This is a genomic window from Sorangium sp. So ce1153 (assembly GCF_051521595.1).
Taxonomy (GTDB): domain Bacteria; phylum Myxococcota_A; class Polyangia; order Polyangiales; family Polyangiaceae; genus Sorangium.
This window is the reverse complement of record NZ_CP150361.1, coordinates 441,329-462,633: the sequence shown is the minus strand read 5'-3', so window position 1 is coordinate 462,633 and position 21,305 is coordinate 441,329. Positions and strand designations below refer to the sequence as shown.

Sequence of the window (21,305 nt, the reverse complement as noted above, 5' to 3'; positions counted from 1 at the left end):
CATCGAGCCGCGGACCTGGCTACGCCAGCGTCTCCGTGACTCCCGCCCCCTCGCCCTACGGTGTCCTCGGCCCCCTCGACGTTCCCCTCGGCCTCGGCCTGCTCCGGCTGGCCACGGAGGGGCGCCCCTCGGAAGAGGAAGCGACCGCCGTCATCCACGTTGCCCTCGACCAAGGCATACGCCTCCTCGACACCGCCGACTCCTACTGCCTCACCGACCGCGAGGCCCACTATGGAGAGCGCCTCGTCCGCAAGGCGCTCGACGCGTGGTCCGGCCCGCGCGACGACGTGCGCGTCATCACCAAGGCGGGCCTCACCCGACCCAAGGGGCGATGGGCCCCGAACGGCAGCCGCGACCACCTGCGCCGCACGGTCGAGGGCAGCCTGAAGGCGCTCGGCGTCTCGCGGCTCTTCATGCTCCTCCTCCACGTGACCGACCCCAAGACCCCCCTCGAAGAGAGCCTCGCCGCCCTCGCCGAGCTCCAGAGAGAGGGCCTGATCGAGCACCTCGGCCTCAGCAACACCTCCATCGCAGAGGTCCGCCAGGCCGAGCGGCACTTTCCGGTGCGGGCCGTCCAGGAGGAGCTGAGCGTCCTCGATCGCGGCAGCGCCGCCCGAGGCCTCTTCGAGCTCGCCAGGCAAATGGGCATCCCGTTCCTCGCCCACCGGCCGCTCGGCGGTCACGCCAAGGTCGATAACCTCCTCAAGAACCGCGCGATCAAGCCCATCGCCGCGCGGCACAGCGTCACGCCCCAGGAGGCGGCCCTCGCGGCCTTGCTCGATCTCGGCCCCCCGGTCATTCCCCTGTTCGGGGCGACCAGGCGGGAGAGCGTCGAGTCCTGCTTGCGCGCGCTCCGGGTCCCCTTTGGCGAGCGCGATCGAGCCGACCTCTCGAAGACCAGCTTCGCGCCCACGGCCGATGTGCTGGCCTCGGTCGCGCCCCCCGTGATCCCCGCCGGCCTGCGCAAGCTCGAGCCGGGAGAGGGCCCCGGCGATGCGCCCGAGGTGGTCGTGGTCATGGGGATTCAAGGCGCAGGCAAATCGTCGGAGGTCGCCCGCTACACGGCCAGCGGGTACGCGCGCCTGAACCGCGATGAGCTCGGCGGCACGCTCGACGGCGTGGTCAAGAAGCTCGGAGAGCTGCTCTCCTCGGGGCAAACGCGGGTGGTCCTCGACAATACGTACGGCACGCGCGCGTCGCGCTATGCGGTGCTCCGGATGGCGCACGCGCACGGCGTGCCGGTCCGGTGCCGGTACCTGGCCACGCCCATCAACGAGGCCTACGCGAACGTCGTCCTGCGCGTCCTCGAGCGCCACGGCAAGCTGCTCGGGCCGGAGGACATGAAGGCGCTCGGCAAAGAGGATCCCAACCTGCCGCCGCCGCAGGCGCTCTCGCGGTGGGCCGCGAATTTCGAGGCGCCGCACGTGGATGAGGGGTTCTCGGTGGTCGAGGAGATCCCGTTCGCCCGGCGCGTCGATCCGCTCTTCACGGGCAAGGGCCTGCTCCTCGACGTCGACGGCACCCTGCGAAAGACGAAGAGCGGCGAGATCTACCCGCGCGACCCCGACGACGTCGAGCTCCTGCCCGGTCGGCGCGCCGTCCTGGAGCGCTGGGTCAACGACGGATACACGCTCTTCTTCGTGTCGAACCAGAGCGGCATCTCGAAAGGATCGGTGACCGAAGAGGCCGTCGTGGCCGCGTTCTCGCGGACCATCGAGCTCCTCGGCCTGCCCGTGGCCGAGGTCGTGTACTGCCCGCACCCGGCGTTTCCGGTCGGCTGCTTCTGCCGCAAGCCCCTGCCGGGGCTCGGGGTATCGCTGATCCAGCGCCACAAGCTCGCGCGCGAGCACCTGGTCATGGTCGGCGATATGGAGAGCGACCGGGAGTTCGCGCAATCGCTCGGGGCGAAGTACATGACGGCCGAGGAGCTCTTCCCGGGCGAGTGAGCGCCCGCGATGATGTGCTCGCTTACTCTGCCGCCTCGACCAGATCCCGACCGTGGTTGAGGTTCGCCGGCCTCGGCAGGCCATAGCGGTCGCGGAGCGTCCTGCCCTCGTACTCCGTCCGGAATAGACCGCGTCTCTGCAGGATCGGCACCACGTGGTCGACGAACGCCTCGAGCCCCGACGGCAGCACCGGCGGCATCACGTTGAAGCCGTCGGCGGCGCCCTGCTCCCACCAGTGCTGGATCGCGTCCGCCACCTGCTCGGGCGTGCCGGCGAACGTCCGGTGGCCGCGGCCGCCGCCGAGCCGGCCGATGAGCTGGCGCACCGTCAGCCGCTCCCGCCGGGCCAGCGTCACGATCAGCGTGTAGCGGCTCTTCGCCCCCTCGATCTGGTCCTCGCTCGGCAGGTCCTTCGGCAGCTCGGCGTCGAGGTCGAGGTCCTCCGGCTTCACGCGCAGCGTCTGCGCGAGCTGCCGCTTCGCGTACTCCGGCTTGATGAGCCGATCGAGCTCGGCGTCGAGCGCCTGCGCCTCCGCCTCGGTCGCCCCGATGACCGGCACGATGCCCGGCAGGATCTTGATCCCCTCCGGATCGCGCCCCAGCGCGCGCACGCGCGCCTTGAGGTCGGTGTAGAACTGCTGCGCGTCCGCCAGCGTCTGCTGCGCGGTGAACACCGCCTCGGCGTAGCGCGCCGCCAGCTCCTTGCCGTCCTCCGACGAGCCGGCCTGCACCAGCAGCGGATACCCCTGCGGCGGGCGCGGCACGTTGAGCGCGCCCTCCACCTTGAAGTACCGGCCCACGTGCCGCGGCGCGTGGATCTTGCGATCGTCGCCCCAGACGCCGTTCTCCTTGTCGCCGAGCGGCGCGTCGTCCTCCCAGCTGTCCCACAGCTTCAGCGACACATCGATGAACTCGGCCGCCCGGGCGTACCTGTCGCTGTGCGCCGGCAGCTCCTCGAGGTTGAAGTTCCGCGCCGCGTCCACGCCGGCGGTCGTCACGATGTTCCAGCCGGCCCGGCCCCCGCTGATGTGGTCGAGCGACGCGAACCGCCGGGCCAGGTTGAACGGCTCGTTGTACGTGGTCGAGGCCGTGGCGATGAGCCCGATGTGCTGGGTCGCCCCCGCCAGCGCCGCCAGCAGCACCGTCGGCTCCAGCGTCCCGGCCGGCCGGCGGCCGACGTTGTTCCAGAGCACCGGGCTGTCGGCGAGGAAGAGCGAGTCGAGCCTGCCCCGCTCCGCGATGCGCGCCAGGTTCTTGAAGTGCTCGACGTTCGTGTTCGCGAACGGATCGCTCTCGGGCAAGCGCCACGACGCTTCGTGGTGGCCGACGCTCATGAGAAACGCGTTGAGATGCAGTTGTCCAGGCCTGTGGGTCACGGGGCACTCCGTTCGAGTTCAGGGTTCGAGTCGATGTCTTCAGCGGCCGCGGCGGCCGGCGCGACGCCCAGCGCGGCCAGCAGCGACTCGCGGTGTCCGAGGAACCGGGGGTGGCGGAGCGGGCGCGGGGCCGGCAGCTCGATCCGCTGCTCCTCCGCGATGCGGCCCTCCACGAGCACGAGCACCCGATCGGCGAGCGAGATCGCCTCGTCGACGTCGTGGGTGACCAGCAGGACGGCGGGGCGGTGCCGCGCGCACAGCTCGCGCAGGAGGTCGTGCATGCGCACGCGGGTCAGCGCGTCGAGCGCGCCGAACGGCTCGTCGGCCAGCACGAGCTCCGGCTCGCGCACCAGCGACCGCGCCAGCGCGACCCGCTGCTGCTCGCCGCCGGACAGCTCGACCGGCCACGCGCGCTCCCGCCCGGCGAGCCCGACCTCGTCGAGCGCGGCCAGGCCGCGCGCCCGCGCCGAGGGCTCGTCGAGCCCCAGGATCACGTTGTCGAGCACCCGCGCCCAGGGCAGGAGCCGCGTGTCCTGGAAGACGACCGCCCTGTTCTCGGGCACGCGCAGCTCGCCCGAGCCGGTCACGTCGTGGTCCAGCTCCGCGATCGCCCGCAGCAGCGTGCTCTTGCCCGATCCGCTGCGGCCGAGCAGCGCGACGAACTCGCCCGCCTGGATGTCGAGGTCGATGCCGTCGAGGATCGTCCGGGCGCCGAAGCGGCGGACCAGGCTGCGGATCCGGACCGTGGGCGGCGACGCGGTCAGCCGGCCAGGATGCGACGCCATGACAGGGTCCTTCGCTCGATGAGCCGGACGGCCGAGTCGGAGGCCAGGCCGAACAGCCCGTACACGACGAGGCCGAGGAGGATGATCTCCGTCTGGCCGTACGAGCGGGCCAGCGACATCATGTGTCCGATGCCGCTCGTGGCGTTGATCTGCTCGACGACGACGAGCGCCAGCCACGCGCCGGTGACCGCGAGCCGGAGGCCCATGAGGAAGCCCGGCAGCGCCCCCGGCAAGGCCACCTTCCGGACGAACTGCCACCTGGAGAGGCGGACCGTCTCGGCCAGCTCCACGTAGCGCGCGTCGATGGTGCGCAGCGCGGCGTGGGTGTGGACGTAGACCGGGATGATGACGCCGAGGGCGATGGTGAACACCTTCATCTGCTCGCCGATGCCGAACCAGAGGATCAGCAGCGGGATGAGCGCGAGCGTCGGGATGGCGCGCTTGATCTGCACCGGGCCGTCGACGAGCGCCTCGCCGACGCGGGTGAGGCCGGAGAGCAGCGCCAGGACCGTGCCCAGGCCGACCCCGAGGGCGAGCCCCAGAAAGGCGCGCTGCGCGGACGTGAGCAGGTTGGACAGGAGCCGCCCGTCGGCGATCAGGTCGCGGGCCGTGGCCACCACGGTCCACGGCGCGGAGAGCACGCGCGCGTCGAGCACGCCGGTCGCCGACGCGGCGGCCCAGCCGGCGATCAGCAGCGCCGGGCCGATCGCCAGACCGTACGGGAGGCGCCGGCCCGGGCCCAGGCGGCGCCGCGGGCGGCGGCCGGGCAGGCCGGGGGCGAACGAGCCTCGCGCGGGCGGCGCGATCGCGCCGGCCAGCGGCGCGTAGACGTCGGCCGTGGCGGTGAGATCCGGGCGGATCGAGAGGCGCGGCGAGGCGGCCCTCGTGGGCATTGCGGTCGTCATGGCGTGCTCCTGTCGGCCGTCGCCGGCCTGTCCGTCGATGCGGCGCCCTGGGCGGCGCCGGCCGCCTCCGCTCCGATCGTCTGGAATCGAAGGTCGAAGATGGTTCTGGCCTCGAACCGCTTCTGGCCGGAGGCCTCGGCGAGCAGGTCGACGGTCTCCTGGGTGAGCGCGATCGCCTCGGTCCAGTCGCCCGGGTGCTGCGGCTTGCCGGCGGTCTCGATGAGGAAGCGCCCTTCCGTCGCCGTCAGGCCCTGATCCTTGACGTAATACGCCTCGATCCACGCGTCCGGATGCGCGTGAGCCCACAGCTGAGCCCTGGTCCGCCATTTGACGTACTCGCGCAGCGCCGCCGCCTTGTCGGCGCTCTCCAGCGCGGCGGTGCGCACGTAGAGGAAGCCGAGGTTGTCGCGGACGCCGTGCGCGATCGACGAGGCGCCCTCGGCGCGGTACTCGTTCAGGTAGCGCTGCAGGATGGTGCCGGACAGCGGCGCGACGTCGACCTGCCGGCTGGTGAGCGCCTCCTTGAACTCGCTGCTGCTCAGCTGGACGAGCGTGACGTCCTGCTGCGACAGCCCCGTCGCTCTCAGCACGCGCTGGACGACGGCGCCCTGCGCTTGCCCCGGCGAATAGGCGATCTTCTTGCCGCGGAGATCGCGCGTGGACGACAGGCGCACGCCCGGCGCCGTGGCCAGCTCGTAGACGGGCCGCTCCCGCACGTGCACCGCGACGATCTTCACGTCGAGCCCGGTGAAGGTCGCGTGGATGGGCGGCGTGTCGCCGACCGCGCCCGCGTCGAGGACGCCGGCGCGGAACGCCTCCACGGTCTGCGGTCCGCCGCTGATGTTCTGCCAGTCGACGACGAACGGCAGCCGGTCGATGTCGCCGGAGAGCTGGAGTTGCTTCTGCACGGTCGGATCACCGATGCTGAGCCGCGTCTCGCGCGGGAACTCGGCCGGGATCGGGGCGTCCGGGGCGAGCCGGGCAGCGGCGCTCGCGTCGCCTTCGCGCTTGCACCCGGGCAGGGCGACGAGCGCCGCGAGCACCAGAAGAAAGCGTTTCCTGTCGATGAACGTGCGCAGATGGACCTCGGTGCGCGGCTGGAAGCGGGGCCGTCCCTCGGGCGCCCAGGCGCCGCCCGGCCCCCAGCAGCAACTCCCATGCCGTCGCGACGCGCGTTATTCGGCGGCGATCTCCCGCTCTCCCACGCTCGCGGTCGCGCGGCGCTCGCCGGTCCTGGACCGGGATCTGCGGTCTCGTTGCTTCCCCAGCAGCAGCTGGTGGTGGTCCGCTGCTCCGACGCGAGCACGATCTGCGGCCCCCGGCGCTGGCCCGGGCGCGCTCGGTGGGTCATCGCCCCAGGGCCGTCGCGCTGTCGCGGGTCGTTTTGGACAACCCGTTCCAGAATCGCGCGTGCTCGGTGGGTCATCGCCCAGGACCGTCGCGCTGTCGCAGGTCGTTTTGGACAACCCGTTCCAGAATGGCTAACGTCGCCTCGTGGCACGGCCCAAGGAGTTCGACGTGGAGAGCGCGCTGGAGCGGTCGATGGATCTCTTCCTGGAGCGGGGCTACGAAGCGACGTCGATGAGCGATCTCGTCGGTCATCTCGGCATCTCCCGGCAGAGCCTGTACGACACGTTCGGCGACAAGCAGGCGATCTACATCGCCGCGCTGAAGCTCTGGCGTGACCAGCAAAACCAGAGCTTTCTCCAGCTCCTGGGGAGCGACGAGCCGATCCGGAGCGTGGTCAGGCGGGTCTTCGAGAGCGTCATCCAGCAAGATCTGGACGGCGAACGCTCGCGCGGGTGCGCGATGGTGAGCGCCATCGTCCGGCCGTCCTCTTCCGACGAGCCGTCCTCTTCCGACGAGACGATCGCAAGGCTCGTCAGCGACAACGCCCGGAGCCTAGAAGCAGCCTGGGCGAAGCGACTGCGCGAAGCCCAGGATCGCGGTGAGATCGGAGCGCATCATGATCCTGTCGCGCTGGGGCGATTCTTTGCGAGCGCGCTCTCCGGGCTTCGTGTCACCGCGAGGACGACCCGCGATCGGCAGGCACTTGAAGATGTCATGCGCGTCGCGCTCGGCGTGCTCGGGTAACCTCGTGGTCAGTTCTGGAACGAGCAGTCCAGAATGCGTTCTGGAACGAGCAGTCCAGAATGCGTTCTGGAACGAGCAGTCCAGAATGCGCTCTGGAACGAGCGCTCGGCGCACCCCGTCAGGCGGAGGCCTCGCGTCGCCCCCGGACGCCGAACGCGTCGAGCAGGTAGTCGCGGAAGGCGCGGATCTTCGGGGGCAGGAAGCGCGTCCCCGGGTGCACGAGATACAGGGACGCGCCGCCGCTGATCGCGTGGTCCTTGAGCACGGGGACGAGCCTCTTCGCGTCGAGGTCGCTCCGCACGTTGACCTCGGGGACGAGCGCGATCCCGGCCCCGGCCAGGGCGACCTCGCGGCAGAAGGAGAAATCGGAGGCCGAGATCGCCGCGCGCACGCGGATCTCCGCCCGCTCGCGGCCGTCGCGCGCCTCCAGCGCGATGGTCGCGTGCCCGCGCGTGGTCTGCGACAGGAGCAGCCGGTGCGCCTCGAGGTCCGCGGGCCGGCGCACGGGCCCGTGCTTCCGGAGGTAGGCCGGCGCCGCGAACAGCCCGACCTCGATGTGCTGGAGCCGGTGGGCGATGAGCGACGAGTCCGGGAGGCTCGCGGTCGCGCGCAAGGCCACGTCGATCTGGTGGGCGTCGAAGTCGAGCAGGGCCTCCGTGAGCACCATCTCCAGCGAGATCTCGGGGAAGCGCTCCACGAAGCCGGCCGAGAGCGGCGCCAGGATGCTCAGGCCGAGATCGAACGGCGCCGTCACGCGCAGGTGACCGCTCGGCCTCGCGCGCGCCTGCTGCACCGCCACGTTCGCGTCCTCCAGCAGCTCGAGGGCCCGGCCCACCCGCATCCGGTACGCGAGGCCGTCCTCGGTCGCCTGCACCCGCCGCGGGCTGCGGCGCAGCAGCTCCACGCCGAGCGCGTGCTCGAGGCGGGTGATGCGGCGGCTGACGCTGCCCTTCGTCTCACCGAGCGTCTTCGCGGCCGCCGTGATCGATCCGAGATCGACGACCAGGCAGAAGGCCCGCAGATCGACGAGCTCCGCGTCGATGGTTTCCTTCTTCGCAACCTGACGTTTCATCGGGCGTGGATTGTACCACTTCTGGAAACGCTCTAGGGTGGGCGCATGGATCGCCGGGCTGCTCTGAGGCTCCTGCTCGCCGCGGGCGGGGTCCTGCCCACCGCGGGCGCATGCCGGCCTTCGACGCCGACCGAGGGAGGTCCCATGTCCGAGACGCAGAACCAGGCGCGTGTGGGCCGCATGCCGGCGCTCTTCCTCGCGCACGGCTCGCCTTTCCTCCTCGACGACGGCGCGTGGGTGGCCGAGCTGGGCGCCTGGGCGCAAGCGGTGCCGCGCCCAAGGGCGATCCTGATGCTCTCGGCCCACTGGGTGGACGCGCCGGTCACGCTCGGCGCCACCGAGACCGCGCCGCTCGTCTACGACTTCTACAACTTCCCCGAGAAGTACTACCGCGTGACCTACCCCGCGCCCGGCGCCCCCGCGCTCGCGCGGCGCGTCCGCGAGCTGCTCGGCCCGCTCGGGCCGGTCGCGGAGGAGCCGCGCCGGGGCCTCGACCACGGCGCCTACGTGCCGCTGGTCTGCATGTACCCGGGCGCGGACATCCCGGTGCTCCAGGTCTCGCTGCCGACGCTGGCGCCGGCCCCGCTCCTCGCGATGGGGCGGGCGCTCGCGCCGCTGCGCGACGAAGGGATCCTCCTCGTGGGCAGCGGCTTCCTGACCCATAACCTCCGCGCCGCGGACTGGCGCACCGCCGCTGTCGCGCCGCCCTGGGCCACCGAGTTCGACGCCTGGTGCGCCGAGGTCCTGGCGCGCCGGGACGTGGACGCGCTGCTCGACTACCGCGCGCGCGCGCCGGGGGTGCGGATGGCGCTCCCGACCCACGAGCATTTCGTGCCGGTCGTCGCCGCCATGGGCGCGTCGATCGACGTGAGCGAGCCAGTGGAATTCCCGATCACGGGGCTCACCTACGGCTCGTTCACGAAACGTTCTGTGCAGTTTGGCTGACCGACAAGGAGAATGTCTCTCATGTTCACCTCCCGCATCGCGCGCATCGCGCTCCCCGCCGCTCTCCTGCTCTCGCTCGCGGGCTGCGAGGACCCGACCAAGGACAAGCCCAAGGCGACCATCTCGTCCGCCGCGCCGGCGCAGCCCCAGGCGGCCGCGCCCTCCGGCGCCGCCGAGACGCTCCCGATCGACGCGGCCGCCTCCACCGTCGGCTTCGTCGGCTCCAAGGTCACGGGCAAGCACGAGGGCAAGTTCGAGAAGATCTCGGGATCCATCGCGCTCGCCGGCGGCAAGGCCGAGGGCGGCAAGCTCAGCATCGAGGCCGACACCTCGTCGGTGAAGACCGACGCGGAGAAGCTCGACGGGCACCTCAAGTCGGCGGACTTCTTCGACGTGGCCCAGTACCCGAAGGCGAGCTTCACCTCGACCCAGATCAAGGCCGGCGGCGAGAACGGCGCGACACACACCATCACCGGCGAGCTCGACCTGCACGGCGTGAAGAAGACCATCTCCTTCCCCGCGACGATCACCGAGGGCGCCGATGTCGTGTCGGGCAACGCGGAGTTCGTGATCAACCGGAAGGATTTCGGGATCGTCTATCCGGGCAAGCAGGACGACCTGATCCGCGACGACGTGCTGCTCAAGCTGTCGCTCAAGGCGCCGCGCAAGCAGGGTTGAGCGCCGGCCGGCGCGACGGCGCCCCTGCGCCGTCGCCGCGTCGATTTCTTGTCAGACCGCGCCGGACTGCCGCGTAACGATCTACCGAGAGGGCCGCGCGCCCCCGGAGTCGTATGCGCAGCCTACGCAGCGGATTGAGCCTGTCCTTGTTCGCGGCGGTCGCCGTCTCGGCCAGGCCGAGCGCGGGCCTCTCCTTGACGGGTGGTGGGGGGGCGGCTACTTGTGCGCCGATGGCGACAGGGGCTCCTGGACCGGCGCACCCGTCGAGGGGCGCAGAGGCGGTCGCGGTGGAGCCCGAGGACGCACCGGAGCCCGCGCCGGAGGCCGCGCTCATCGCGCGGGCGATGGCCGGGGAGCGCTCGGCGCTCCGCGAGCTCGTGGACCTGCTCACGCCCACCATCCAGGAGCGGGCGGTGCGGGCGCTCTTCCGGCGGCGCCGGGCGGCGGGCGACCGCGATGTGCGTCAGGAGGTCGAGGACATGACCCAGACCGTGTTCCTGTCGCTCTTCGCGGACGGCGGGCGGACGCTCCGGCAGTGGGACGGCGCGCGGGGCCTGTCGCTGCCGGGCTTCGTGGGGCTCGTCGCCGAGCGCGAGGTCACGTCCATCCTGCGCAGCCGCCGCCGCAACCCGTGGACCGAGGCGCCGACAGAGGACGGCACCCTCGACCAGGGCGTCAGCGAGGCCGCCGGGCCGGAGCCCGCGATGATCTCGCGCGACACGTTCGAGGCGATCGCGCGCCGGCTGCGCGAGCGGCTGAGCGAGCGCGGGCTCGAGCTGTTCTACCTGCTGCTCGTCGATGAGCGCTCCACGGAGGACGTCTGCGCGATCACCGGGATGACCGCGGACGCCGTCTATGCCTGGCGCAGCCGCCTCGCGCGGCAGGTCCGCGCGATCGCCGCCGAGCTCGCGGCCGAGGCGGAGGCCGCGGCGCGCACGTCCCCGCAGGGGACGTCGACCCCGAGGCGCGCCCGATGAACGACGACGAGCTGCTCAAGGCCGTGGCAGAGGCCGCGCGCGCCGAGGACCGCGCGAGCGAGCCGCGCTGGTCGGCGCGGGTCCGGGGCACGCTCGGCGAGCGCGAATCGCCGGCGCTCGAGGAGCTCGCGCGGCGCGATCCGGAGGGACGCGACGCCTGGGAGGCGTCGCGGCCTCTGGACGGCGCGGCGCGGGCGCGGATCGTGGATCGGATCCTCGCCGGAATGCAGGCGCCGGAGGCCCCGGTGCAGGCGCCGGAGGCCCCCGTGCTGGCGCCGACGCCGGAGGCCGCGGCCGCCCCGCCTCCGCCGCCGACCGCGCCGGGGGCGCAGGTCGCGGGCGCGGGCGAGGTGCGCCCCCTGCCGGTGAAGCGCGGCGCCCCCGCGGCGACGAAGCGCCGCGCCCCCGCAATGCTCGCCGCGGCGGGCGCCCTGGCCGCGGCTGCCGCGCTGCTGCTCCTCTTCCGGGTCTCGCCGCCCCGGAGCCAGGACCAGGGCAGCGGCCCGGTCGCGCCGCCGGGCGCGCAGTCCTTCCCGCCGGTGCCGGCCTACGCGGTCGCTGTCTCGGGAGGCGACCAGACGATGCGCGCGGCGCCCGGCGCCGCGCCGGAGGACGGCCAGGCGACGAGCGTCGGCCCTGGATCGACGCTCGAGATCACGCTCCGGCCGGCGACGCGGGTCGAAGGCCCGCTCGAGGTGCGCGCCTTTCTGGTCCGCGACGGGGAGGCGCGCCCCTGGGACGTGAAGGTCGAGCTGTCGAGTCAGGGCGCGGCGCGCATCGCAGGAGACAGGGAGACGCTCTTTCCGGGAGCGCCCGCCGGCCGCTACGAGATCGCGCTCGCGATCGGGCGGCCCGGGTCGCTGCCAGCTGGCCCCGAGGACGTCCTGCGCGCGCTGAAGCTCGGAGAGACGACGGGCTTCCGGCTGCTGCAGCGCGAGATACGGCTGTACGAGTAGAGCGAGCTTTTCGTCGACGATCTTCGTCGGCTCCCTGCACGTCGCTCGGCGCAGAGGTCGCCTTGAACACCGGGGCGCGGCGCCAGATCACGCGGCCTCGTCGCTCGTCCGCGGCGCTCGCGGCTGCGTCCCATCGCCGGTCCTTGGAGCGCACGAAACCTGCGTCAGAAGCGCCGCGGCATCGGCGTACAAGAGAGAGATCCCGCAGAACAACGGAGAAGCTGATGGTGCATCGCGTCGTTTCACGTCTTGGTTCTCTCCTCATCGTCGCGCTCGGTCTGTCGGCGGGCGCGAGCCACGCGGCGGCCGCGCTGGAGGTGCCCGACGAGTGGCTGCTGACCGAGGCGCCGCCGATCGTGCTCCCCATGGACGCCGGCCAGGCCGTCGACGAGGATCCGGACCCTTCCGACCCTCAGTGCGGCGCGTGCGGCGCGTACGTCCTGAAAGACCAGAGGCTCTACGCGCTCATCCAGAACCAGGGCGCGCCGGCCTACTTGCGCCTGGATCTTTACGCGCAGGACGGCGCGCTCGTCGGTACCTACGCGATCAAGCCGACCTCGGTCCAGGAGCGCGGGAGGGTGATCTACGCCGTCCCCGGGGGCCCCGTGCAACGCGTGGCGGAGTGGGGCGTCATGAGCTGGATCGACCCGAACGGCGGGCTGCAACAGGGCTGGATCCACATCCAGGGCACGTGGCTGGGCTGGACCTCCGTCGGGATCCAGTAGACGCCCTCACCCCCCGTACGCGGGGCGCCGCCACCCGACCGAGCGCGCCTGAAAGCCACCTGTCCGACGCGAGCGGGCGTCAGCGCGTGCCGCGCCGCTGCCCGATGCGCTGCATCCACTCCTTCACGGCCTGACGCTCCTCGTCCGAGAGGGTCGCCCACGCATTACCAGTGCCGCCGTGGTCATTGTACGGGAAGCAGAAGGCCCAGTTCTCGTACCGCGTCTCGACGTTGTAATGCGGGCCCTTCACCGGATCGAAATCGAGCCGGATGCGGCCGCGCTTGCCCCACTCGACGCCAACCTCGGCCCCGGCGAGCGGCGAATCGCCGCCCATGTTCTTCGCGACCACGATCTTCACATAAGGACCGAGGCTCCCCCCGGTGAGCTCGTCGAGCTTGCTCACCGCGAGGTTTCGCGCGTCCTCCATGCTGTGGCAATCGATCTTGTACTCCAAGCTAGCCTCCTCCGGTGGATGAGAGCGCAAGCATCGACCATACCCCCTGTTCGTGTCAAGAACGCGGGCCAGGCGCCATCGCTCTTCTGCCGTGCTCGGCGTCCTCGGCATCTTCTGCATCCTCTGCATCTGGCGCTCGATCGTGCCTCGATGAGCGATATGCTTCCGATGCATAGACGCCGTAAGCTCCGTGCAGCCGGTACATCTTGCCGCGTGCGATCTGGAGCTCATCTCGACCGTACTCTGCTCCGGGAGAGGCGCGTCCTCGTCACTCGACGTGAGGCACGTCAACGCGAGTCGAGGTCTTCATGGCTCGCGAAGGTCGACTCCCCTGATGCCTCGGTGGTGGTCGGATTTGAACATGAAGGCAGGAGGGCGGGAAGAACAGCTCAATGATCTTCCCGCCTTCCCGCCTTCATGTGAACTCTCTCTGGGCAAATGAGACCACTACCGATGCCTCCCGACCCGATGCCAATCAGGCGTCCCGGAAGCCCGTGTGGGCAAAGGTCTCTTCTGGCGTGACCTCATGGCCTGGTGGCGCTGCCTTCACGCGAGCGACGCCGCGCACGAGACGTTTCGGCGGTGGCAACGTCCTTGCATATCTCGGCATGGCAGGGCATGGCGCGGCATAACGCTACATCGCGCCGCCCGAGTACAGGAAGCGCCGTACACTAGCTCCACGCGCGCTCCACGCGCGCTCGGCAACCACTGTGGCCGACTTCCTCAAAGAACCTGGCCCGTCCTGGGCGTGGCGCCCGTGCGGCGGCAGTGCTAAGTTACGACTCTTAACAGCCGCCCACAACCCGGGCGGCGGGACTGCAATGTCAGCCCGACTCCGCGCATGAGCGCTGGAGTGGGATCGGCAGCGCAGCGAGAGCACGGCGCAAGTAATTCGCGAAGCACGGCCTTCGCGAGCTTTCAGGAGGAGATCCGTACGATGAGGCGAATGACCGGCGTGGCATTCCTGTTGTCGGCTGCTGCGTGCAGCGTCGGCCAGGATGGGGGGAAGGTGGATGAGCCGACGGGTGAAGGGCAGATCGCCCTGGAGCTCAACGGGTACGGGGTGACCCTCCAGGTCGACGATCGGGGGATGTCGCACGTCACCGCAGGGGACGAGGTCTCCGGGTACGGCGGCCTTTGCTACGCGATGGCGCGCGACCGGCTCTTCCAGATGGACGTGGTGAGGCGGAGCGCGCAGGGTCGCCTCGCGGAGATCTACGGGCCCGGGGAGGGCGACAGCATCCTCGGTCAGGATCTCCTCGCCCGCGCGCAGAATTTGCCGGCGTTCGCGGCGGCGCGCTACGCGGCGGCGGCCTCGCGGACGAAGCGCATCCTTCAGGGGTGCGCCGCTGGCGTGAACCAGTACATCTCCGACGCCAAGGCTTCTAGCAGCGGCCTGCCGCTCGAGTTCCAGACCCTCGGCTATCAGCCGGCCCCCTGGACGCCCGAGGACAGCGTCCTCGCCTACATCTACGTGGGCGTCACCTTCGACACCCTGACCTGGTTCACCAAGCTCGAGCGCGCGGCGGTGGCGTCCATCGCGGGGACCGACGTCGCGACGACGCTCATCAAGGAGGCCCCGGACGACGTGTCGATGTTCGACGCGCAGGGCAACCTGAACCCGATCTCGCAGTTCCTCGTGCCGCCCGGCACGACCGCGCCGTCGGCGACCATCGTCAACCCGCCGCCGCCGACCTGCCTGGACGGCGCGCGCCGGCTCACGGAGCAGGCCCGGCGCATGGCGCCGGCGAGCGGGCGCGCGAGCAACGCCTGGGCGGTCGACGGCCACCTCACCTCCACCGGCAAGCCGCTCCTGGCGAGCGACCCGCACTTCCCTCACTCGACGCCTTCCGCCGTCTACGTGGCGCACCTCAAGGTGAACGGGCTCTACGACGTGGCAGGCTGGATGGTGCCCGGCTTCCCCGGGTTCATCAGCGGCCACACCGAACGCATCGCCTGGGTGCCTACCTATTCGCTCTACGACAGCGTCGATCTGTACGTGGAGACGCTCCGCGGCGCGAGCGGCGGTGGCCAGGAGGCGCTCGTCAACGGCCAGTGGAAGCCGGTCACCCGGCGCGTGGAGACCATCCGCGTGAAGGGGCAGGCGAACGTGCAGCGGACGTTCCGCTCGACGCCCCACGGGCCGATCCTCAACGACGGCCTGGATGGCCTGGAGTCGTTCGGCACCCTCGCGCTCAAGTCGACCGCGGGTCAGCCGGAGTGGAAGGTCGACGGCTACTTCGAGATGCCCGCGGCGCTGAACTGGACGCAGTTCAGGACGGCGGCGCTGAAGCAGAGCATCGGCTGGAACTTCATCTTCGCGGACTACGCGGGCGAGCACGGCCACATCGGCTATCAGAACTCGGGGCTCGCGCCGCAGCGCCAGAGCCCGCTGAACGCGCTCTATCCGGTGCCCGGGACGGGGGGACACGAGTGGACCGGGTACGCGACCAACGCCGAGCTGCCCTCGGTCTACGATCCGCCCTCGCACATCCTGATGACGGCGAACCACCGGATCGTCCCGCGGAACTACGCGCCGCAGGGGCGGCCGGTCCACCTCGCCAACTACTGGGACATGCCGTGGCGCGCGCAGCGGATCGCGACCCGCCTCACCGCGGCGACGGGGCCGATCACGCCGCAGGACATGGCGTCGATCCAGCTCGACACGCAGACGACGATCGGGCTGCCGCTGCGCGACAGCTACCTGGCCGCGCTCGGGCGCGCCGGGCTGCCGGCGGACGACCCGAGCGCCGCCGCGTCGGCAGCGGCCCTGGCGGCCTGGGACGGGAACGCGGCGGCGAGCAGCCAGGGCGCGGCGGTCTACGAGATGCTCACCCTGATCCTGCTGCGCAACACGGTGAGGGACATCATCGGGCCCGACGAGTACGGGCTCTTCGCGCCCAACGTGTTCCTCACGAACCAGCTCAACGGCCTCCTCGACGTGGTCGCGAACCCGCGCGCCCCGTACTTCGGTATCGTCGCGGGGGTCGACCCCGGGGCCGCGCGGGACCAGGCCGTCCGCGCCGCCCTCGCTCAGGCGGACGCGATGCTCCGCGACGCCCTCGGCTCGGACGTGAGCGCCTGGACCTGGGGCGGGATCCACCAGCTGAAGTACAATCACCCGCTCGCGGGCGAGGACGCGCGCTTCGACATCGGCACCTTCCCCGCGACAGGCGACGTCGAGACCATCAACATCGGCGGGTGGTTCGCGAAGGTCGGGATCCTGGACCTGCCGCCGGGCGACTTCGAGGCCGCAGGCGGGGTGCGCGGCGCGCTCGACCAGGACTCGCTCAGCGCGACGCGGCTGATCTGGAACCTCGCCCCGCTCGACGGCTCGCTCGGGGTGATGAGCACCGGCAACAGCGGAGACCCGCGCACGTGCCATTACGCGGATCACACCGAGGCGTGGAGGGCCGGGCAGATCTTCCCGATACCGTTCACGTCCGCGGCGATCCCGTGAATCGCGACGCCCCCTGAACGCGAGGCGCCGGCGCCGCCGCCCGGGATCACCGAGGCGGCGCGCCGGCCGGGGCTGCCGGCGGCCCGAGGTCGAGGCCTGGCACCCGCGGCCGAGGCGCCCTCAGGGGCCGCCGCCTCGCTCGACGAGGCGGGCCAGGTTGTCCAGCGACGACTCGGAGCCACGCTCGTTGTCCTCGACCGAGATCGTCTCCGGTAGGCCCTCGTGACGAAGCGTGATCCGTGTGCCATCCGCTTCGTCCTGGAGCGTGAAGGTGAGCCGCATCTCGCTCCCCATCACGGGATCGTCGCTCACGAACGCGCCTCTCCACACGACGGCCTCGTCGGGCCGCAGCTCCGCGAAGACAAGGTCGAATAGACGGGTGCCGTCAGGTCCCGGCGCGTGGGTGATCTCCATGCGCAGGTGCCCGCCGACCTCAGGGACGCACTCGTGCAACCTGGAGGTGGCGCCCTCAGGGCAAAGCCACGTGGCGATGGCCTCGGCGTCCACGAGCGCGGAGTACACCTTCGAGCGCGGCGCCTTGATCCATCGGGTCGTCGTCGATTCGGCCACCGGATCCCTCGTGGGCAAGTGAATGAAATCCACACGGGGCTGTCAAGGGCGAAGCGCCGTGCTCGCCTCGGGCGCCAGAGGGCTCCTCTGCATCCGCGCGGCCGCCGGCGCCAGGCGCGCGCGGCGGCGGATAATTCAACCTCGGTCGCACCCCCGGCCTTGCGGGGACGATCTCTGCACCTCGGGCGCGCCTCTCTGGCCCACCCCGCAGCCGCCGAGGCGGGCCACCCCCGGCCGCCAGGGGGTCGCGAGCGGATAACGCCCAGGCGTGAATGGCCTGCCACGTCCGTGCAACAGAGGGGGCTGGAGGACGCACCAGGAGAGGCTCGCCGCGCCATGCGGGTGGCCCCCTGGCGTCATCCATCCTCGAGGACCGGTGTCAGGGGCGCATGAGCGTCGCGCGAAGAGCGCGCGAGGAGCCTGTCATGAACAGTGAAAGAACATCGAGCGGGCACGCGTCCGAGCGGGGCGATGACCATCACCATCCGCCGGAGATCGCCCCGGACGCGACCCTGCTGACGCTGACGAACCGCCACCGAAAGCCGCGCAAGGTCGTCGACAATCCGCGCGTGATGCTGGTGCGGCCACCCCAGCTGTTCTACTTCGGGGTGTGGCCACGCGGACCGCGGCTGAGCTTGCCGATCGGCCTGCTCAGCATCGGCAGCTTCCTCAAGCGCAATGGCGTCGACGTCGTCATCTACGACTGCTTCGTCGAAGGCGACACCTTCGCCGACGACAGGGAGCTCGCCCGCAGCTTCCGCAGCACGGGCTCCCTCGTGTCCCGCTGGATCCGGACCTTCGAGGACGGCGCGATCTCCGGCGAGGACGCCGAGCACCGACGACTTCAACACTTCGGCGCGAGCTGGGACCAGCTCGAGCGCGACCTGCTCCGCATCAAGCCGGACGTCGTCGGCATCACCAACCTGTTCCGCGAGAACACGGAAGAGACGCTGACCGCCACGCGGCTGATACGCAAGGTCCTCCCCGACTGCGTGATCGTGGTCGGGGGCCCGAACGCCAACGCGCTCCCCGACTACATGCTCGAGAAGTCGGAGGCGATCGACCTGATCGGCTTCGGCGACGGCGAGAAGACGATGCTGGAGGTCGTCGAGTGGGTGCGCGGGCGCAGGAACCTGCTGGACATCGGCGGGCTCCTGTTCCGCTCCCCCGCCGGCGCGCCCGTGCGCACGCCCGCCAGCGCGTCCGTCAACGACCTCGATACGCTGGGGCAGCTCGACTACAGCTTGCTGAAGACCGAGCGCTATTTCACCTACGAGCGCAACGGCATCATGGCGAGGAACAAGTTCTCGTACGACGGGGCCGAGCGCTCGGTGTCGCTGGTCACCTCGCGCGGCTGTCCGTACAAGTGCAGCTTCTGCTCCATCCACATCCACGCGGGGCGCAGGTACCGGCGCTACTCGGTGGAGCACACGCTCGACCATATCGAGACCCTCGTCAACCGCCTCGGCGTGAAGCACATCCACTTCGAGGACGACAACCTCACGCTCGATCGGGATCGCTTCCATCGCCTGATGGACGGCGTGCTCGAGCGCAAGCTCCGCTTCACCTGGGACACGCCGAACGGCGTCTTCGCCAACACCCTCGATCTCGAGATGATGAAGAAGATGAAGGCCACCGGCTGCACTTACCTGGTGGTGGGCGTCGAGTCGGGAGATCAGTGGGTGCTCGACAACATCGTCATGAAGCAGCCGCTCACCCTGGAGCACGTGCTGAACGCCTTCCGCCTCGGACAGCAGGTCGGCATCGACATGCAGGCGTTCTACATCATCGGGTTCCCGCGCGAGTCGCTGGCGCAGATCCGGAAGACGTTGAAGTTCGCCCTCGACTGTCTTCGCGACCACGACGTCATCCCGCACATGGCCCTGGCCCGCGCCGACCCTGGCACCGCCCTCTTCCAGGAGGCGAGCGAGACGGGGACGCTGCGCACGAACTACGCGATCTCGAACGCCGGCGGAGCGCACGCCGACTCGTTCCAGCGTCACACGATCAGCACCAAGGAGTTCACCCCCGAGCTGCTCGAGCAGCTGAACAGCGAGTTCCACCGCGAGGCCATGCGCATCATCGCCACGAAGACGGCCGCCTTCCTGGCGCGCCACCCGGGCGTCGCGCTGACCAACGGCGCCTATTTCGCGAGGTCCGTGGTCCACGACAACAACTCGCTCAAGGACAGCGTGGTCAAGCTCTTCTTCTGCCGGCTGTTCTACCGGAACTGCCTGCTATCCGAGGCGCAGGGCCAGGCCCGACCGCTGCCCCAGCCCGCGGAGCGCCACCGCGCCGGATCGAGCAGAGCGTCGACGCAGCGCGACTACGCGACGCACAGCGACGCTGGCTCACGCAGCGCGTTATCGCCGAACCGGATCGAACGTCTTAATAAATACATTTAACTTACAGCCGCTCGGGAAAGGATGGCCGCCAGGAGGCCATTGTAATGAATGCCCATACGTCCGCTGCGTTTGCTCCCGAGCGCGCTCCCTTCCTCCCCCCCCTGTTCGCCGTCCTCGCGTCTGTCGCCTTCCTTGCCTGCGGTGACGACGGTGCCACGTCCTCGACCGGCAGCGGCGGCGCGGGCGCTGCGGGTAGCGGCGCGGGCGCTGCCGGCAGCGGCACCGGCACGGCCAGCGGCGGCACCGGCACGGCCAGCGGCGGCACCGGCACGGCCAGCGGCGGCCAGGGCGGGTCCGGCGGCCATCCTCCCGCGGAGGTCGTCGAGCCCGGCGATCCCGGGCCGGGCGACGTCACCTTCACGGTGCGCGCAGATCGGGACCTGCGCCCCATCAGCCCGCTCATCTATGGCGCGAACTGGGCCGAGGACCTGGACGGCGAGCAGCGCGGCACGACCGTTGTGCGCATGGGCGGCAACCGCCTGACCGCGTACAACTGGGAGAACAACGCCTCCAACGCCGGCTCGGACTACATGAACCAGAACGACGCCTACCTCGTCGACGACAGCCCGAACGGCGACGTCCCCGGGCAGGCGGTGCGCGCGCACGCCGAGGCCGCGCTGGCGCACGGCGCCGCCTTTCTGGCGACCATCCCCATCTGCGGGTACGTCGCGGCCGACAAGGACGGCGGCGGCGACGTCAACAAGACAGCGAATTACCTGGAGACCCGCTTCCACCGCACGATCGCGCGCAAGGGCGCCCCGTTCTCCGCGACGCCCGACCTCGATGACGACGCCGTGTACCAGGACGAGTTCGTCGCCTGGATGAAGCAGGCCTTCCCGGACGCCTTCCAGGGTGACGTGGCCAGGGTCCTCTTCTCGCTCGACAACGAGCCCGACCTCTGGAACCACACCCACGAGCGCATTCACCCGGATCCGGTGACCTACGCCGAGCTCGTCGACAAGAACATCGAGTTTGCCTCCGCGATCAAGGACGTCGCGCCGAACGCGCTCGTCACCGGCTTCGTCTCGTACGGCTACTCGGGCTACGTGAGCCTGCAGGACGCGCCGGACGCGGAAGGCAACTTCCTCGAGCACTATCTCGACGCCATGCAGGCCGCCGAGACGAGCGCGGGTCACCGCCTCGTCGACGTGCTCGACCTGCACTGGTACACGGAGATCTACGCGAACGGCGAGCGCATCACGGGCTATGACTCTTCCCCCGAGTCCGTCGAGGCCCGCGTCCAGGCGCCGCGCTCGCTCTGGGACCCCACCTTCGTCGAGGACAGCTGGATCGCGAACGACGTCCTGCAGGGCCCGATTGCGCTCATCCCCTGGCTCCAGGGGCTGATCGACGCCCATTACCCGGGCACCGCCCTCGGCTTCACCGAGTACAATTACGGGGGCGGCGACCACATCTCCGGCGCGATCGCCCAGGCGGACGCCCTCGGCGTCTTCGGCCGCGAGGGCGTGTTCCTCGCGACGATCTGGGACCCCGGCGCCGAGGTCTCGATGCTCCGGGCCGGCGTGCGCGCCTTCACGAGCTACGACGGGCAGGGCGCGCGCTTCGGCGACACATCCATCCACGCCGAGACGAGCGACGTCGCGAAGGCGACCGTGTACGCGAGCGTCGACGAGGCCGATCCGAGCCGCATGGTGGTCGTCGCCATCAACAAGACCACGGCCCCGCTCACGGCCGCCGTGACCCTCGCCGCCCACGGGAGCTACACGGCCGTCGACGTCTGGCAGCTGACGTCCGCCAAGGCCGACCTCGTGGCTGCGGATCCGGTCGCGCCGAGCGCCACGAACGCGTTCACGTACGCGATGCCGGCCCACAGCGTCTCGGTGCTGGTGCCGCGCCAGTAGCCGCCGACCGCGAGGCTCCGCGCGCGAGTCGTCGCGCGGCAGCCTCGCGGCGGGCGCGGTTCCGAGGTAGTCGTCGCCGCTCGGGGCGGCTCCGCG

General features: G+C 70.8%; 17 protein-coding genes. 10 read left to right on the top strand and 7 right to left on the bottom strand.

Going from position 1 to position 21,305, the window contains the following annotated elements:
* The first annotated feature begins 35 nt into the window (after positions 1-35).
* Positions 36-1,946 (top strand): aldo/keto reductase, encoded by a 1,911-nt coding sequence (locus WME85_RS01635; protein WP_437834671.1) that lies wholly within the window; start codon positions 36-38, stop codon positions 1,944-1,946.
* 22 nt (positions 1,947-1,968) lie between these two features.
* On the opposite strand, the gene WME85_RS01630 is transcribed toward WME85_RS01635, so the two are convergent.
* Genes WME85_RS01630 through WME85_RS01615 form a run of 4 tightly spaced genes read right to left on the bottom strand, consistent with a single transcriptional unit; the run spans position 1,969 to position 6,054 of the window.
* Positions 1,969-3,321, bottom strand: coding sequence for an LLM class flavin-dependent oxidoreductase (locus WME85_RS01630; RefSeq protein ID WP_437834668.1), 1,353 nt, complete (start codon positions 3,319-3,321; stop codon positions 1,969-1,971).
* Positions 3,318-4,106: an ABC transporter ATP-binding protein gene (locus WME85_RS01625; protein WP_437834665.1), complete on the bottom strand. Its 789-nt coding sequence runs from the start codon at positions 4,104-4,106 to the stop codon at positions 3,318-3,320. Before WME85_RS01625 ends, WME85_RS01630 begins: the two co-directional genes overlap by 4 nt.
* The gene (locus WME85_RS01620; protein ID WP_437834662.1) at positions 4,082-5,011 is read right to left on the bottom strand and encodes an ABC transporter permease; all 930 of its coding nucleotides are present in this window, start codon (positions 5,009-5,011) and stop codon (positions 4,082-4,084) included. Before WME85_RS01620 ends, WME85_RS01625 begins: the two co-directional genes overlap by 25 nt.
* Positions 5,008-6,054: an ABC transporter substrate-binding protein gene (locus WME85_RS01615; RefSeq protein ID WP_437834660.1), complete on the bottom strand. Its 1,047-nt coding sequence runs from the start codon at positions 6,052-6,054 to the stop codon at positions 5,008-5,010. The genes WME85_RS01620 and WME85_RS01615 overlap by 4 nt, the downstream gene beginning before the upstream one ends.
* Before the next feature lie 499 nt (positions 6,055-6,553).
* Here WME85_RS01615 and WME85_RS01610 point away from each other — a divergent pair, with 499 nt between their 5' ends.
* Positions 6,554-7,105: a TetR/AcrR family transcriptional regulator gene (locus WME85_RS01610; RefSeq protein ID WP_437842222.1), complete on the top strand. Its 552-nt coding sequence runs from the start codon at positions 6,554-6,556 to the stop codon at positions 7,103-7,105.
* A 118-nt stretch (positions 7,106-7,223) separates the two neighbouring features.
* Here WME85_RS01610 and WME85_RS01605 read toward each other — a convergent pair whose 3' ends face one another.
* Positions 7,224-8,177: a LysR family transcriptional regulator gene (locus WME85_RS01605; protein WP_437834658.1), complete on the bottom strand. Its 954-nt coding sequence runs from the start codon at positions 8,175-8,177 to the stop codon at positions 7,224-7,226.
* A gap of 144 nt (positions 8,178-8,321) precedes the next feature.
* Between WME85_RS01605 and WME85_RS01600 the strand changes: the two genes are divergently transcribed.
* The 5 genes from WME85_RS01600 (at position 8,322) to WME85_RS01580 (ending at position 12,458) form a co-directional block, all read left to right on the top strand.
* On the top strand, positions 8,322-9,122 hold the full coding sequence (locus WME85_RS01600; protein ID WP_437834655.1) for a dioxygenase family protein: 801 nt from the start codon (positions 8,322-8,324) through the stop codon (positions 9,120-9,122).
* 21 nt (positions 9,123-9,143) lie between these two features.
* Positions 9,144-9,800 (top strand): YceI family protein, encoded by a 657-nt coding sequence (locus WME85_RS01595; protein ID WP_437307250.1) that lies wholly within the window; start codon positions 9,144-9,146, stop codon positions 9,798-9,800.
* A gap of 287 nt (positions 9,801-10,087) precedes the next feature.
* Entirely contained in the window at positions 10,088-10,777 is a 690-nt protein-coding gene (locus WME85_RS01590) for an RNA polymerase sigma factor (RefSeq protein WP_437834652.1), read from the top strand.
* Positions 10,774-11,733: a hypothetical protein gene (locus tag WME85_RS01585; protein ID WP_437834649.1), complete on the top strand. Its 960-nt coding sequence runs from the start codon at positions 10,774-10,776 to the stop codon at positions 11,731-11,733. Before WME85_RS01590 ends, WME85_RS01585 begins: the two co-directional genes overlap by 4 nt.
* A 224-nt stretch (positions 11,734-11,957) precedes the next feature.
* Positions 11,958-12,458 (top strand): hypothetical protein, encoded by a 501-nt coding sequence (locus WME85_RS01580; RefSeq protein ID WP_437834646.1) that lies wholly within the window; start codon positions 11,958-11,960, stop codon positions 12,456-12,458.
* Between the two features lie 79 nt (positions 12,459-12,537).
* Here the strand turns inward: WME85_RS01580 and WME85_RS01575 are convergent, their stop codons facing one another.
* Complete coding sequence (locus WME85_RS01575) at positions 12,538-12,912, bottom strand: hypothetical protein (RefSeq protein WP_437834643.1); 375 nt, start codon at positions 12,910-12,912, stop codon at positions 12,538-12,540.
* Between the two features lie 946 nt (positions 12,913-13,858).
* Between WME85_RS01575 and WME85_RS01570 the strand changes: the two genes are divergently transcribed.
* Positions 13,859-16,372, top strand: a complete 2,514-nt coding sequence (locus tag WME85_RS01570) for a penicillin acylase family protein (RefSeq protein WP_437834640.1) — start codon at positions 13,859-13,861, stop codon at positions 16,370-16,372.
* A gap of 120 nt (positions 16,373-16,492) precedes the next feature.
* Here WME85_RS01570 and WME85_RS01565 read toward each other — a convergent pair whose 3' ends face one another.
* Positions 16,493-16,942 (bottom strand): SRPBCC domain-containing protein, encoded by a 450-nt coding sequence (locus WME85_RS01565; protein ID WP_437834637.1) that lies wholly within the window; start codon positions 16,940-16,942, stop codon positions 16,493-16,495.
* A gap of 425 nt (positions 16,943-17,367) precedes the next feature.
* On the opposite strand from WME85_RS01565, the gene WME85_RS01560 reads away from it, so the two are divergent.
* Both WME85_RS01560 and WME85_RS01555 read left to right on the top strand, forming a co-directional pair.
* Positions 17,368-19,347 carry a B12-binding domain-containing radical SAM protein gene (locus tag WME85_RS01560; protein WP_437834634.1) on the top strand — a complete coding sequence of 660 codons (1,980 nt, stop codon included), beginning with the start codon at positions 17,368-17,370 and terminating at the stop codon, positions 19,345-19,347.
* Between the two features lie 44 nt (positions 19,348-19,391).
* Positions 19,392-21,209, top strand: coding sequence for a glycoside hydrolase family 44 protein (locus WME85_RS01555; RefSeq protein ID WP_437834631.1), 1,818 nt, complete (start codon positions 19,392-19,394; stop codon positions 21,207-21,209).
* The last annotated feature ends 96 nt before the right edge of the window (positions 21,210-21,305 follow it).